Annotated in this window: 17 protein-coding genes; 9 read left to right on the top strand and 8 right to left on the bottom strand. The window is 57.2% G+C overall.

Going from position 1 to position 13802, the window contains the following annotated elements:
• Positions 1-5: 5 nt before the first annotated feature.
• Both NHF56_RS01880 and NHF56_RS01875 read right to left on the bottom strand, forming a co-directional pair.
• Positions 6-701: a tellurite resistance TerB family protein gene (locus NHF56_RS01880; protein WP_252801058.1), complete on the bottom strand. Its 696-nt coding sequence runs from the start codon at positions 699-701 to the stop codon at positions 6-8.
• Positions 702-780: 79 nt separating this feature from the next.
• Positions 781-1419, bottom strand: coding sequence for a 2-dehydro-3-deoxy-phosphogluconate aldolase (locus NHF56_RS01875; protein ID WP_252801056.1), 639 nt, complete (start codon positions 1417-1419; stop codon positions 781-783).
• A 144-nt stretch (positions 1420-1563) separates the two neighbouring features.
• On the opposite strand from NHF56_RS01875, the gene NHF56_RS01870 reads away from it, so the two are divergent.
• The 7 genes from NHF56_RS01870 to NHF56_RS01840 all read left to right on the top strand — a co-directional run bounded on the left by NHF56_RS01870 (position 1564) and on the right by NHF56_RS01840 (position 6229).
• A complete protein-coding gene (locus tag NHF56_RS01870) occupies positions 1564-2268 on the top strand; it encodes a YafY family protein (RefSeq protein ID WP_252801055.1) in 705 nt (234 codons plus the stop codon).
• A gap of 65 nt (positions 2269-2333) precedes the next feature.
• On the top strand, positions 2334-2708 hold the full coding sequence (locus NHF56_RS01865; protein WP_252801054.1) for a VOC family protein: 375 nt from the start codon (positions 2334-2336) through the stop codon (positions 2706-2708).
• Positions 2705-3121 carry an EVE domain-containing protein gene (locus tag NHF56_RS01860; protein ID WP_252801052.1) on the top strand — a complete coding sequence of 139 codons (417 nt, stop codon included), beginning with the start codon at positions 2705-2707 and terminating at the stop codon, positions 3119-3121. Before NHF56_RS01865 ends, NHF56_RS01860 begins: the two co-directional genes overlap by 4 nt.
• Before the next feature lie 88 nt (positions 3122-3209).
• Positions 3210-3695, top strand: a complete 486-nt coding sequence (locus tag NHF56_RS01855; protein ID WP_252801048.1) for a CYTH domain-containing protein — start codon at positions 3210-3212, stop codon at positions 3693-3695.
• Positions 3682-4581 carry a CHAD domain-containing protein gene (locus NHF56_RS01850; protein WP_252801046.1) on the top strand — a complete coding sequence of 300 codons (900 nt, stop codon included), beginning with the start codon at positions 3682-3684 and terminating at the stop codon, positions 4579-4581. The genes NHF56_RS01855 and NHF56_RS01850 overlap by 14 nt, the downstream gene beginning before the upstream one ends.
• Positions 4582-4667: 86 nt before the next feature.
• Positions 4668-5597: a rhodanese-related sulfurtransferase gene (locus tag NHF56_RS01845; protein WP_252801044.1), complete on the top strand. Its 930-nt coding sequence runs from the start codon at positions 4668-4670 to the stop codon at positions 5595-5597.
• Between the two features lie 122 nt (positions 5598-5719).
• Positions 5720-6229: a DUF1269 domain-containing protein gene (locus tag NHF56_RS01840; protein WP_252801042.1), complete on the top strand. Its 510-nt coding sequence runs from the start codon at positions 5720-5722 to the stop codon at positions 6227-6229.
• Positions 6230-6316: 87 nt separating this feature from the next.
• On the opposite strand, the gene NHF56_RS01835 is transcribed toward NHF56_RS01840, so the two are convergent.
• The gene (locus NHF56_RS01835) at positions 6317-6949 is read right to left on the bottom strand and encodes an NAD(P)H-dependent oxidoreductase (RefSeq protein WP_252801040.1); all 633 of its coding nucleotides are present in this window, start codon (positions 6947-6949) and stop codon (positions 6317-6319) included.
• A gap of 168 nt (positions 6950-7117) precedes the next feature.
• Between NHF56_RS01835 and NHF56_RS01830 the strand changes: the two genes are divergently transcribed.
• Complete coding sequence (locus NHF56_RS01830; protein ID WP_252801037.1) at positions 7118-7513, top strand: helix-turn-helix domain-containing protein; 396 nt, start codon at positions 7118-7120, stop codon at positions 7511-7513.
• Here the strand turns inward: NHF56_RS01830 and NHF56_RS01825 are convergent.
• The 3 genes from NHF56_RS01825 to NHF56_RS01815 form a co-directional block, all read right to left on the bottom strand.
• Positions 7506-8045: an NADPH-dependent FMN reductase gene (locus NHF56_RS01825; RefSeq protein ID WP_252801036.1), complete on the bottom strand. Its 540-nt coding sequence runs from the start codon at positions 8043-8045 to the stop codon at positions 7506-7508. The two genes, NHF56_RS01830 and NHF56_RS01825, sit on opposite strands and share 8 nt — an antisense overlap.
• An 8-nt stretch (positions 8046-8053) precedes the next feature.
• Complete coding sequence (locus NHF56_RS01820; RefSeq protein WP_252801034.1) at positions 8054-9433, bottom strand: GH1 family beta-glucosidase; 1380 nt, start codon at positions 9431-9433, stop codon at positions 8054-8056.
• A 162-nt stretch (positions 9434-9595) separates the two neighbouring features.
• Positions 9596-10768 carry a Gfo/Idh/MocA family protein gene (locus NHF56_RS01815; protein ID WP_252801031.1) on the bottom strand — a complete coding sequence of 391 codons (1173 nt, stop codon included), beginning with the start codon at positions 10766-10768 and terminating at the stop codon, positions 9596-9598.
• A 176-nt stretch (positions 10769-10944) separates the two neighbouring features.
• Here NHF56_RS01815 and NHF56_RS01810 point away from each other — a divergent pair, with 176 nt between their 5' ends.
• Positions 10945-11583 carry a CatB-related O-acetyltransferase gene (locus NHF56_RS01810; protein ID WP_252801029.1) on the top strand — a complete coding sequence of 213 codons (639 nt, stop codon included), beginning with the start codon at positions 10945-10947 and terminating at the stop codon, positions 11581-11583.
• Positions 11584-11682: 99 nt separating this feature from the next.
• Here the strand turns inward: NHF56_RS01810 and NHF56_RS01805 are convergent, their stop codons facing one another.
• Both NHF56_RS01805 and NHF56_RS01800 read right to left on the bottom strand, forming a co-directional pair.
• Positions 11683-12735 carry a sugar phosphate isomerase/epimerase gene (locus NHF56_RS01805; protein ID WP_252801027.1) on the bottom strand — a complete coding sequence of 351 codons (1053 nt, stop codon included), beginning with the start codon at positions 12733-12735 and terminating at the stop codon, positions 11683-11685.
• 77 nt (positions 12736-12812) lie between these two features.
• The gene (locus NHF56_RS01800) at positions 12813-13757 is read right to left on the bottom strand and encodes a substrate-binding domain-containing protein (RefSeq protein WP_252801026.1); all 945 of its coding nucleotides are present in this window, start codon (positions 13755-13757) and stop codon (positions 12813-12815) included.
• Positions 13758-13802: the final 45 nt, after the last annotated feature.

Raw genomic sequence — 13802 nt, 5'->3', positions numbered from 1 at the left:
ACCGGTCAGACCTTCGCTGCCGAAACGGTCGCGTCAATATGGTCAATCAACGGATCGGCCAGGCCGAGCCGTCCCGCCAGGAGGTCGAGATAGCCTCGTTCTGCGCGCGTATCCGGGTCGATTGCCAGACGGGATGCGGTGTAAAGCTCCACCTTTTGCGCTTCCGTTTTTGCTGCAGCGATAATGCTATCCAGATCAACCGGGTTCGAAAGCTCTGCATCGAGAAAAGCGGCGGCATCCGCATCAAGGCCACTGGTCTGAACCTTGCCCAAAATCTGCTGGCGCTCTCTTTCATCAATGTGACCGTCGGCGCGCGCCGCTGCAATCATCGCCCGCACGAGCACGAGCGCAAAATCATCGGCCTGGGCCGAAGATGCGGACCCAAATTCGGAATCGGGAGGCGGCAGAAGCTCCGGTTCGCTTGGCAATTGCCCCTCTTGAGGCTGCCGGCCTTTCTGGTAGTTCTGATAAGCGTGATAGCCAAGTCCTGCAATTGCCGCCAGCCCACCGAGCTTCAAGGCCGATCCGGTCAGCTTTCGGCCCATACCCGTTCCCAGAAGCGCCGCAGCAATAGCGCCGGTTGCAAGCGGGTTTGCTTTTGCGAGATTGACCGCATCATTGGCCTTCTCGCGCACCGTCCCGGTCGTTCCAGGCACCTGCGAGCCCAGCAATTGGTCCAGCAACTGTTTCGGATCGAACATCAAAACCTCCCATCGCGTGGTTGTTGATCACGAGATAGGAACGCAAATTCGCATTTGCAATTACGCTCAGTGGATTGGTTCAGCCAAGAAGCGCGCAAGCCTCCGCAGCAAGCTTGGTTATGCCCTCCCAATCGCCTGCAGCCACGAGTTCTTTTGGCGCCACCCATGAACCGCCGACACACACGACATTCGGGAGCGAAAGATAGTCTTTCGCGTTCTTCAGCGATATGCCGCCAGTCGGGCAGAACAGAACACCGCCGAACGGAGACGCGAGCGACTTCAGATAGGCCGCGCCGCCCGACTGCTCGGCCGGAAAGAATTTCATGACATTGATGCCGGCTTCCAGAAGCGTCATGATTTCGCTCGGGCTGGCGGCACCTGGAAGCAGAGGCACGTCTGAATCATTGGCCGCATCAATGAGGTTTGTCGTGGCACCGGGGCTGACGATGAACTGCGAACCGGCTGCAACCGCCTGCTCGAAATGTTTTGCATTCAAAATCGTGCCAGCACCGGGAACCGCGCCCTCGACCTCGTTGGCAACAGCGCGCACGGCATCGAGCGCCGCCGGCGTGCGCATCGTCACCTCAATCGCCTTCAAACCGCCCTTGACCAGCGCACGCGCCAAAGGCACCGCATCCTTGGCATCGTCAACGATCAGCACCGGCACCACCGGCTGCAGTTTGAGAACGGAAAGCAGCGTGTCTGTCTTCGCAGTCATGGGACTTGTCCCTCTTTTAAACCGATTGAAATTAGCACCGTGATAAAGGACCGCGGCCTGCATGTCGAGTGAAAAGCCGAATTTTATATACTGCCAAATTCTGACAGTTGGGTATGATATTCGCACTCAACCGAAGGCCTCATCATGTCCCGTTCGCAAAGACTGATCAACCTCATCCAGGAATTGCGCCAGCACCGCTATCCCGTCAGCGGCCAGAAACTGGCCGAAACCATGGGCGTCAGCCTGAGGACGCTTTATCGCGACATTGCCACCCTGCAGGCACAGGGTGCGCATATTGAGGGCGAGGCCGGTCTCGGCTATGTGCTGAGGCCCGGCTTCCTGTTGCCGCCGCTGATGTTTTCAGAAGACGAAATCGAAGCGCTCACGCTCGGCGCACGCTGGGTTGCCGGACGTACGGATCACGAACTGGCCCGCTCCGCACAGAGCCTTCTCGCCAAAGTCTCGGCGGTCCTGCCGCCGGACCTTGCACCCAGGCTGGAGGATGCCGGCTTCATGTTGCCGACGCCCGACGTTTTGACCGGCGTTGTCGATCTGTCTGTCATTCGCAAGGCCATGCGCGCCGAACACATTCTCGACATCCGCTACACCGACAAGGACGACAAGGTGAGCGCGCGCCACATCTGGCCCATCGCCATCGGCTTTTTTGAGAAGGTGCGCGTCGTGGCCGCATGGTGCGAACTGCGCAAGGATTACCGCTCCTTCCGCATCGACCGGATGCTGGAAGCCACCGACACCGGCAAAACCTATCCGCGCCGGCGCATGGTGATGCAAAAGGAATGGCGCGAGAGGGAAACGGAGAGGCGCGAAAATACTGCTGACAAAAAATGACAGCATGACGTTTTAAGACATTCCCGTTCGGCGACAACACGCCGCCAATCAACGGGAGTTCAAAGATGAATATGGATTACAGCATTCTTTATGTGGCCGACGTCGGCGACAGCGTCGCTTTCTACGAAAAGATCCTTGGCGTAAAGCCTGTCAGCGCCTCACCCGGATTTGCGGTCTTCGCCATGCCGTCAGGCAACAAGCTCGGCCTCTGGCTGGCCTCCGACGTCAAGCCGCCAGCACCGGCAACTGTCGGTGGTTCGGAAATCGGCATTTCGGTGGATACCGACGAGAAAGTCGATATGACGGCCTCAATCTGGGAAAAGGATGGAACGACGATTACGCAAAAGCCGGTCACGGTTCCATTCGGGCGCACCTTCACCGCACTTGATCCAGATGGCCACCGAGTCCGCGTCTATTGCCTGGCGGCAGACCGCCAATGAAAGCCTGGATCGCCATTGCCTCGGCAAACCACGTTGCAAAGGGCCGCGAAGGCGGCTTCATGCAGGTTTGCCACGGCAAATCATCCCCCCTCGCCCGGACCTCTCCGGGCGACATGGTGATCTATTATTCACCATCCAGCGAAATGCGCGGCGGCGAGCGCGTGCAGGCTTTTACCGCTGCAGGTGTCATCACTGAGCGGAGCATCTATCAATATGATATGGGCGAAAATTTCACGCCATGGCGACGCGATGTGCACTGGTTCACCACACAACCAGCACCGATTCATCCTTTGCTGGATTGCCTGGAATTCACCCGCGGCAAGCGCAATTGGGGCTATCAGTTCCGCTTCGGCATTTTCGCGATTTCAGACCATGATTGCCGGAAAATTCTTATTTCCATGGGCATTGGTTAAGCCTGCTTAACCAATGTGGCAACTTCTCCGCTTTGAATCTTTCGGCCAATGCGCTAGGTTGGAAGGAGTAAAGTGTGTGGAGCCTGCAATGGCGAAAGAAATCGAGCGGAAGTTCCTCGTTCGCGACGCAAGGTGGAAAGACAAGGCAGGCCCCGGCTCCAAATTGACCCAGGCCTATGTCGCGGTCATGGATGACCGCAATGTGCGCATTCGCCTGAGCCAGGACGGCAGCGCCAAGCTGACGATGAAGGCGGGGCGCGCCGGCCTCACCCGCGATGAAGTTGAGTTTTCCGTTCCCGCCAACGAAGCTCGTGAGCTCTTGGAATTGTCCATCGGCAACGTGATCGAGAAAGTGCGTTATGTCGTTCCCTATGAAGGTTTTCTATGGGAAATCGATGTGTACGAAGGCGATCTGGACGGGCTTGTTGTTGCCGAAGTCGAGCTTGAATCGGAAAATGACGATCCGGCCATCCCAGCCTGGGTGGGCATGGAACTGACCGGCGACGCTGCCTATTCCAATCAGTCGCTCGCACTTTACGGTCTCCCGGAAATCCGCGCCCATGCCAGGGTTTGACCCGAAAAAGCCTCTATCTGCCGACGTCAAGCTGCATCTCGAGAAGGCCCTGGATGCGGCAATCAAAGAGCTGCGCAAGCGTCCCGACGGTCGAGACGAGGCAATCCACAAGGCCCGCAAGAGGCTCAAGAGGGCACGCGCACTTCTGCGCCTTTGCCGCGACCTCGCACCCAAACGTTTCCATTCGGCAAACCGTCGCCTGGGCATTGCAGCCGGCAGCATCTCCAAGGTGCGCGATGCAGCCGCGCTGGTCGAATGCGCTGATTGGCTGGCCCCCTACCTGGCAGACAATGGCGCAAAAGAAATAGCATCGCGGATGCGCTCAAGCCTTCAAGCCCGGCTCGCCCTGCATAACCGAGCGCCGGAAAACCTGGAAAAACAGATCAATTCGGCCATCACACTTTGTCGCACCACGCTGTCCTCAATCAAAAAGATCGATGACAAAAAGGAAGTCGACGCCGCAAAAATTCTCGCAGACGGCTGGGCAAGACGTCACAAAAAGGCCGTCCATGCGCTTGCCGCGTGCAAAACCGGCGCGGACGACGAAAGCTTCCACGACCTGCGCAAAAGCACCCAACAGACCGTTTACCAAGCCGGTTTTCTCTCCCGCGCATGGCCGAACGGCCTTGGCGCCATGGACACCGAGGCCAAGGAACTGGCCGGCATTTTGGGCCACGAGCACGATCTCACGCTGCTCATCGGGCTTGAGAGGTCAGAGCCCGGCACGCTGTGCGACGCCCAATCCCGCAATCAACTCCTCGATCTGTTGCAAAAGCGCCGTGCAGAGCTACGTACGACCGCGATCACGATTGCCGAGCCCCTCTATTCCGGCGACTGGAAAAAGGAAGCCAAGCGCGTCAAAAAGCTCTGGAAAGCGATGCTTTAGCACCGCAGCAACGCTTGCGCCCTGGCAATTGAAAAACGGGCCATTTGGGAGTATTGGCTGGCGCCATGGCGAACGAGACACCTGTTATGAATACCGACACGCAAAGCCGCTATCTGGTGGCCGCCCTTTATCATTTTGTATCCTTTCCCCGCTTCGAGGCTTTCCAAAAGCCCTTGCAGGAGGTTTGCGACGCCAATGACATCAAGGGAACGCTGCTTTTGGCGCACGAAGGCATCAACGGCACGGTTGCCGGTCCGCGCGAAGGGATCACAAACCTTCTCGCCTTTCTGCATGCACAGCCGGAGTTCAAGAACCTCGTTCACAAGGAAAGCCAGGCGTCCAAACCACCTTTCCTGCGCATGAAGGTGCGCCTGAAAAAGGAAATCGTGACCATGGGTGTCGAAAATGTCGACCCCAACAAGGTTGTCGGCACCTATGTGGACCCCAAGGACTGGAACGACCTGATTTCCGATCCCGACACGATCCTCATTGATACCCGCAACGATTATGAAACCGCCATCGGCATCTTCAAGGGCGCGATTGATCCGAACATCAAGACCTTCCGTGAATTTCCCGATTGGGTGCGCAACAATCCCGGCCTGCACAACAAGCCGAAGATCGCCATGTATTGCACCGGCGGCATCCGCTGCGAAAAATCGACCGCCTTTGCCAAGGAGCTGGGCTTTGACGAGGTCTACCACCTCAAGGGCGGCATTTTGAAATATCTGGAAGAAGTGCCTCAGGAAGAAAGCCTTTGGGAAGGCGAATGCTTCGTCTTCGACGAGCGCGTCTCCGTCGGCCATGGCCTCAAAGAGGGCGATTACAAGCTCTGCCGCGCCTGCCGCCATCCGCTGACGGCAGAAGAAATCGCTTCACCCGACTATGAGGACGGCGTTTCCTGCCCGCATTGCATCAAAGAGCGTTCCGAGGAAGACCGCAGCCGTTTCCGTCAGCGCCAGAAACAGATCGCACTGGCCAAGAAACGCGGCGAGAAACACATCGCCCCAAACGGCTAACAAGCTGCGACATTTTCGCAGAAACGCTCAAAATGAACGAGGTTTAATCTTCAGGCGCTTCTCTTCAGAGGCGCCACTCCTACATCTGATGTGTACGCAACATATCAGGAAAGGAGCGTGTCATGTCTGAATTGATTGTGATCGGCTATGCGAATCCCGAACAGGCCGAAAAGTCGCGTGAAACACTTTATGAGCTGGCACGTGAATATCTCGTTGAAATCCAGGATGCCGTTGTCGCAACCGCCGACGATGAGGGCAAGGTCAAGCTCAATCAGATGGTGCACCTGTGGGCCGTCGGTGCCAGCGGCGGCGCATTCTGGGGCGTTTTGGCGGGGCTGATTTTCTTTAACCCGCTTCTGGGTCTCGCAGCCGGTGCAGCAACCGGCGCAGTGGCTGGCGCACTCAGCGACTACGGCATTTCCGACAAGTTCATGAAGGACGTGGCAGAGGTGCTGCAACCCGGTCAAGCCGCCCTCTTCATTCTCGCCAACCGTGCCTCGTCCGACAAGGTGTTGGAAAAGATGGCCAAGACCGGTGGCCGGGTGATCCGCACCAATCTCGATACGACGCAGGAAGCCAAGGTCCGCGCCGCATTCGAAGAAGCAAACAAGCTCCCTGCACCCACGGCCTGACATTCTAAGCCAGACACCATGGATAACAAGAAGCCCCGGACAGGCCGGGGCTTCGAGGGGAGGATCGTCGTGTCGTATTGATTGCCGTCAGTGGACTTCGGTCACGAAGTCTTCTTTTGCACGGCGGACTTTTTTCAGATTGACGAGCCAGTCACCGCTGCTTTCACGGTAGCCGAGCGGAAGCAGTGTCACCGAACGCAGGCCACGCTCTCTCAAGCCCAGAATCTCGTCGACAGCCTCGGGGTTGAACCCTTCCATCGGCGTTGCATCAACCTCTTCGAAGGCTGCAGCCGTAATGGCCAGGCCAAAGCCGATATAGGCCTGACGGGCCGCATGTTCGTAATTGGTCTGCGCATCGCGTGGCGGATAAAGACCGAGCAGCATCTTGCGATAATTTTCCCAGCCTTCATTGGTAAAGCCACGCTCTTCGTTCACCAGATCGAACATGGAGTTGATCCGCTCGGGCGTATAATTGTCCCAGGCGGCGAAGACGAGAAGATGAGACCCTTCGGTGATCTGTGCCTGACCATTGGCAGCTTCTTGAATGCGTGCACGGATATCGGGATTCGTCACGACGATGATTTCATAGGGCTGAAGACCGCTCGAGGTCGGCGCCAGTCGGGCTGCTTCCAGAATGCGTTCCACCTTGTCTTCAGGAACGGTTTTTGAAGAATCCATCTTCTTGGTAGCATAGCGCCAGTTGAGTTTGTCGATCAGCATTGGTTTTGTCCTCTATATGCCTTGTTCAATGAAAACCCTCGCCCTTGCCGGTGATTGAACAGCCAGTGAAAGGGTGGTAACAATTCGTAACCATGCTTAAATAGGGAACTTGAAAAATCGTGCAAGAAGGCACATTTTTGTAACCAGGTTCAAAGAAGGTAACTTCCAATGTGCAGCGCCTATGATCACAACAAGTGTACAACCGTCAGCGAAATTCTGGCGCGCCTGGGTGACAAGTGGACAATCCTCATCATCATGCAGCTGGGGGAAAGCCCGCTGCGCTTCAGTGAGTTGAAACGCGCCGTCGTGGGCATATCGCAACGCATGTTGACCCTTACATTGCGCGCGCTGGAACGGGACGGCATTGTCAAACGCACCGTTTACCCGACAGTACCTCCGCGGGTGGAGTATTCGTTGACCGAGCTCGGCATTTCGTTTTCCCAACCGGTGAAGGGCATTGGCAGCTGGGTTTTCCAGAACCACGCAGAAATTCACGCCGCCCGCGCGGACTTCGATCTGCGCAACGGCGAAGTTGAAGATTCCAAACTGATCAGAATTAGCTAAGCGTCACCACCCATTGCCGCAACGCCTCGAGGGCCGTTCTGATAGACCGGCGAACCGCCGGTTCCGAAAGAATATCTTTGGTTTCCTCAGGCGATCTCCCGACCAGGGGCACACTGAACGGACTATTGGGCGCAATCTGCAAGGAAGCCGTTTTCAAAACCTCCTCCAGCGCCGCAAGCCCGTAGTGTCCGCGCCCATGAGAATAGGCATGCGCAAGCAGCACCGGCTTGCCGATCAATTCAGGACGCGACACCAGCCAATCAAGGGCATTTTTCAATCCACCGGGAATGCCATGCGCATATTCGGGCGCCGCGACAATGAGCGCGTCGGCTTTGCCGACCTCATGCGCAAATTCAAGGACGCTTTGAGGCGTGGCCTCCCCTTCACGGTCCGGATTGAAAATCGGCAGGGACTCGAGGAGATCACAAAGGACGACTTCGCAGGCATCAGGCGCATTGTCGCGAAAGGCGCGCAGCATCGCTGAATGAACCGAAACCGCACGCACACTTCCGCTGATCGCATAAAAGCGCATAGGGCCGATCAAGCCTTTGACGCGTGGTTGCCCTTCGGAAACTCTTCCGCCAGCGCCTTGTACCAATGCCCGCTTTTCTTGACCGTGCGCTTTTGCGTTTCATAATCGACATAGGTCAGACCAAACCGCATGCGGTAGCCCTCCGCCCATTCGAAATTGTCCATCAGCGACCATGCGAAATAACCGCGAAGCGGAAGGCCCTCCGCGATCATATCGGCGCAGACGGAGAGATGCGCGGCGTAATAATCAAGCCGCGGCTGATCGTCGATTTCACCGTCCGGTCCCGGCCCCATATTGTAGCACGCACCGTTTTCCGTGATGTAGAATTCCGGCAGATCGTAAGCCCCGTAAAGTTCGCGAACGACATGCATGAAGCCGGACGGATCGATTTCCCAGCCGATATCGGTCTTTTCCGGATGCAGATGCGGACCCTGGATGGTGGCCGGATATACGGCCTCTGGATCAGGATCGGCAGCCACGCGTGCGGTTGTGTAATAATTCAGCCCCCACCAGTCGAGCTTTTCTGAGATGATCGCCATGTCGCCGTCTTCGATCTTCGGCATCATGTGGCCAAGCTTCTCCACCAGCTCTTCAGGGTATGCGCCCTTGAAGACCGGACCGAAGAACATTCCATTGTGGAAATCGTTGGCGCGTTTGGCTGCAGCAACATCCTCTGCACTGCCGGTTGAAGGAATGATCGACTGCGCGTTGAAAACAATCCCGACCGGCAATTTCGGATCAATCGCGCGGATCGCCTGAACACCGAGACCATGGGCTAGATTGGTGTAATGGGCTGCATGCAGCGTCGCTTCCATGCTCTGTTCGCCGGGTGCATGGACACCGTAAAGATGGGACAGGATGACCGAACACCAGGGCTCATTGAAGGTCGCAACCGCATCCATACGGTCGCCCAGACGACGCACAACCGTTTCGACGTAACGCTGATAGGCGTAAGCCGTGGAACGCCCGGTCCATCCACCATCACCCATCAGGGTCAGCGGAAGGTCCCAATGATAGAGCGTCGCATAGGCCTTGATGCCGCGCGCCTTCAGCCCATCGAGCAGCCGATCATAAAAGTCGAGACCCTTTTCGTTGATCGGCCCCGTACCGTCGGGAATGATCCGTGGCCAGGCAATGGAAAAACGATAGGCCCCGACACCGAATTCCTTGATGAGATCGAGATCCTCTTCCCACCGGTGATAGTGGTCGCAGGCAATATCGCCGTTATGGCGCTGATAAACCCGGCCGGGCATGTTGCAGAATGCATCCCAGATCGAGGCCTTGCGTCCGTCTTCCTTTGTCGCGCCCTCGATTTGAAACGAGGCCGTTGCCACGCCAAACAGGAAGTCGCCGGGAAAACGCCCGGCCAGTTCTTTCGCATCCATCATCTTAGATCTCTTTCTGGTACTCTAACCGCCTCGACCGGGAATAAAGATGTCCTGACCGAAACACGCAAGGGTTTTATGACAATCTCTCACATAACATGCGAGAGAGTCTCCGATTCTTCTTTCTGAGCACCATTGCGTGTCACAATTTGGATTTCAACACGGTCAGACTTTGACCCATGCACCATTGCGCTTGGACGAGTTGACGCAGGCACTGACAAATTCAACACCCTTCAGCCCGTCATGAACGGTTGGATAGAGAACAGCCGAGTCGAGCGCCGTGCCGGATTGCCGCGCACGGATGGCCCGCGCCGCCTCGGTGTAAATTGTCGCAAAGCCCTCAAGATAGCCCTCCGGATGACCGCCGGGAATGCGGCTCACGCGCGCTGCTGCATCAATTGCACCGGCACCGGCGCGCGTGATCAGCTGCTTGCAGCCACCAAGCGGGGTGAACCAGAGATAGTTCGGATCGGCCTGAACCCATTCCAGCCCGCCCTTGGTGCCATAAACGCGAACCTTAAGGCCATTCTCGTTTCCAACCGCCACCTGGCTGCACCAAAGCATGCCCTTGGCACCCCCTTTAAACCGCATCATCACATGCGCATTGTCGTCCACCTGACGGCCGTCAACGAAGGAGTCGATATCGGCGGCGAGCTCATCGAGTTCCAGCCCGGAGATAAAGCACCCGAGATGATAGGCATGCGTTCCAATATCGCCTGTGGAACCGCCCACCCCGCTTTTGGTGGGATCGGTGCGCCAGGCGGCCTGCTTGTTTTCACCGCTCTGCTCAACAGGTTCGGCAAGCCAATCCTGCGGATACTCCATCTGCACCAGTCGAATGTCGCCCAGATCGCCGCGCGCCACCATCTCGCGCGCCTGACGCACCATCGGATAACCGGAATAATTGTGGGTCAGAATAAAAAGCGCATCGGATTTTTCAGCTGCGGCCACCAGCTTCTTGGCATCGGCAAGCGTTGAGGTCAGCGGCTTGTCGCAGATCACGTGAATGCCGCGCTTCAAGAATTCCACCGCTGCAGGATAGTGCATGTGGTTCGGCGTCACGATGGCCACCGCATCGATCCCGTCTTTCAACCGGGCCTCACGGATCGCCATCGACTTGAAATCATCATAGACGCGCGATGGATCAAGACCGAGTTCCGCACCGGATTGGCGCGCCTTTTCAGGCGTTGAAGACAAGGCACCGGCCACCAGTTCATATTCATCGTCAAGACGCGCGGCAATGCGGTGTACCGCGCCGATAAACGCGCCGGAACCACCGCCGACCATGCCAAGCCTGATGCGCCGCTCGCGTTTTTCTGTCTTACCCTCGATAGCCATATCCATACCTCCGCTTGTGTTTTGGGCTTTCATTCTCCAGCCCGCCTGTTATTCTTCCTCTGCAGCAAGGAGACCCTGCCAATGAACAGGTAAGACCAGCCCTTGAAGGGGCCATTCCGGAAACGCCGCGCCAGTCGCGTGTTTGTATCGTTCACCCGATTCCGAGAGGTCTGACCATGCATTTGCTCAACCCCGATGCCGTTCATCCCATCATGCTGCCGGATGGCAGCGTCTTCACCGAAACCGTCCAGCTGAAAAACGCCATTGACCATCCCTGCATGGAAATCGGTGCCTTCAGCTATTTCACCCATTCGGGAAAGGTGGAGGAAACGGCCTCCATCCTTGCGCCCTATCTTTACCCATTCAGTCGCGACACGATCAAAATCGGCAAATTCGTCCAGATCGCCCGCGGCAGCTTCTTCATCACCAGTTCCGCCAATCATCCGATGGCGGGATTTTCCACCTATCCGTTCCGCAGTTTCAACCTGGCCGAAACCGGCGGCTATCCTGACCTGCCCTTCAAGGACACCATCATCGGCAACGACGTCTGGCTCGGCCACAATGTGACCGTCATGCCGGGCGTCACCATCGGCGATGGCGCCATCATTGCCGCCGGGTCGGTCGTCACCCGCGACATTGCCCCCTATGCCATTGCCGGTGGCAACCCCGCGGGCGTCATTCGCATGCGCTTCGAACCCAATATCGTCAGCCGGCTCCTTGAAATCGCCTGGTGGAACTGGCCCGCGGAAGAGATCGAACAGCATTTCGAAATCCTCGAACGCGCCGATCTTTCCGAGTTGGAGCAACTGGCTTAGAGCATTTCCAGCCAAAGCGTGTTCGCTTTGGCGTCGGACAATGCGGCAACAACAAATAGATAGAACGTTTCGGGTGATACAGTTTTCACCCGAAACGTTCTAGATGCCCAGCATGCGGCGGTTTGCGGCTTCGTCCGCACCGCCGCCTGCAAAGTCGTCAAAGGCTTTTTCCGTGACCCGGATAATGTGGTCCTTCACGAATTGTGAGCCTTCGCGCGCGCCATCTTCAGGGTGCTTCAGGCAGCATTCCCATTCCACAACAGCCCAGCCGTCAAAGTCGTAAGCTGTCAGTTTTGAGAAAATCGCGCCGAAATCCACCTGCCCGTCGCCCAGCGAGCGGAACCGTCCGGCCCGGTCAACCCAGGACTGGAACCCACCGTAAACGCCCTGCCGACCCGTCGGGTTGAACTCGGCGTCCTTGACGTGGAACATCTTGATGCGCTCGTGATAGATATCGATGTGATCGATATAATCGAGGCACTGCAGCACATAGTGCGAGGGATCATAGAGCATGTTGGCGCGCGGATGGTTTTTCACCCGCTCAAGGAACATCTCGAATGTCACCCCGTCATGCAGGTCTTCGCCCGGATGGATTTCGTAGCAGACGTCCACACCGCAGGAATCCGCGTGATTGAGAATGGGCGTCCAGCGACGCGCCAACTCGTCGAACGCCGTTTCGGCAAGACCCTGCGGGCGCTGCGGCCACGGATAGAGGAACGGCCAGCAAAGCGCACCGGAAAAGCTCGCCATTTCCGTGAGACCGAGGTTCTTCGATGCCGTCAGCGCCTTTTTGACCTGATCGACCGCCCATTCCTGACGCGCCTTCGGGTTGCCGCGCACCTGTTCGGCGGCAAAGCCGTCAAACGGTTCGTCATAGGCCGGATGCACAGCCACCAGCTGCCCCTGCAAATGGGTGGAAAGCTCAGTAATGACAACACCGTTGGCCTTGGCCACGCCGGCGATCTCATCGCAATAATCTTTCGAGGATGCGGCCTTTTCCAGATCGAACAGGCGACCGTCCCAGGTGGGTATCTGCACGCCTGCATAACCGCAGTCGGCTGCCCATTTGGTGATCGAATCCCACGAATTGAATGGCGCATCATCGCCTGCAAACTGTGCCAGAAAAATGCCCGGCCCTTTAATGGTCCGCATCGTGTTTCCTCCAAAATTTGTTTTTGAAAGTCTGCCCGGCAGGCGGGCAGACTGTTTTTTCAAGAACCTGAATCGGATCAGAACGGAGAATCGGGGAAGTAGTAGTTTTCCGCGTTCTCAGGCGTGACCAGCGTCGCATCGAGCGTATAGGTGCCAGCAACCGGAACCTGCGAGTAGAGTGCAGCAGCCGTCAGCTGCATGGCCGTGCCAACCATTGCCGGTGGATAAAGAACATCAACCGGGATCATCTTGTCGCCGTCCATGACGCGCTTGATCATGTCCTTCGAACCGGCACCGCCGATGACATATTTGATATCCGTGCGGCCAGATTGTTCAATCGCCTGCAGCACTCCAACAGCCATGTCGTCATCCTGGCACCAGACAACATCGATCTGGTTATACTTCGTCAGGAAGTCCTGCATGACCTTGAAAGCGTCGTCGCGGTTCCAGTTGCCATACTGGCGGTCCAGCACTTCGATGTTGGAGCCTTCAATACCCTTGTCAAAACCGTCCTGGCGCTGCTGGTCGATCGGGATCGGCAGACCGCGGATCACGACAACCTTGGCATCGGGCGTATTGGCCTTGATATATTCGCCTGCCACTTCGCCAAGCGCCGGATTGTTGCCGGCCACATAGAGATCGCGCACGGAATCGTCGTTCACGCTCGGCGCGCGGTCAACGATGGTCACGAACGTTCCCTTGTCCTTCACCTGCTTGATGGCGTTGACCAGCGGATCCGGATCGGTCGGCAAAATCACCAGCGCATCGAGCCCCTGCACGGCCAGATCCTGAATGGCATTGGCCTGGCTTGCCGGATCCGGTGAAGTTTTCACAATCACATTGGCGTCCGGATATTCAGCCTTGATGAGGCCTGCCACGCGCTCGGCGTGATAGACGACACCGGCAGTCCAGCCATGGTCGGCAGCCGGAATGGAGACGCCGATGGTCTTGGCCTCCTGGGCATAAGCGCCGCCCGCGACACCGACAGCAACCACGGCCGTCGTCAAGAGTTTCTTGATCATAGTTCACTCCCTGAATTTAAGAGGCTTCCTCCAGTAACCGGGGCC

Origin of the sequence: Rhizobium sp. L1K21, from assembly GCF_024055895.1 — a bacterium.
GTDB lineage: Bacteria > Pseudomonadota > Alphaproteobacteria > Rhizobiales > Rhizobiaceae > Ensifer_A.
The sequence above is the reverse complement of the archived record's forward strand: the minus strand, read 5'-3'. Positions and strand labels throughout refer to the sequence as shown.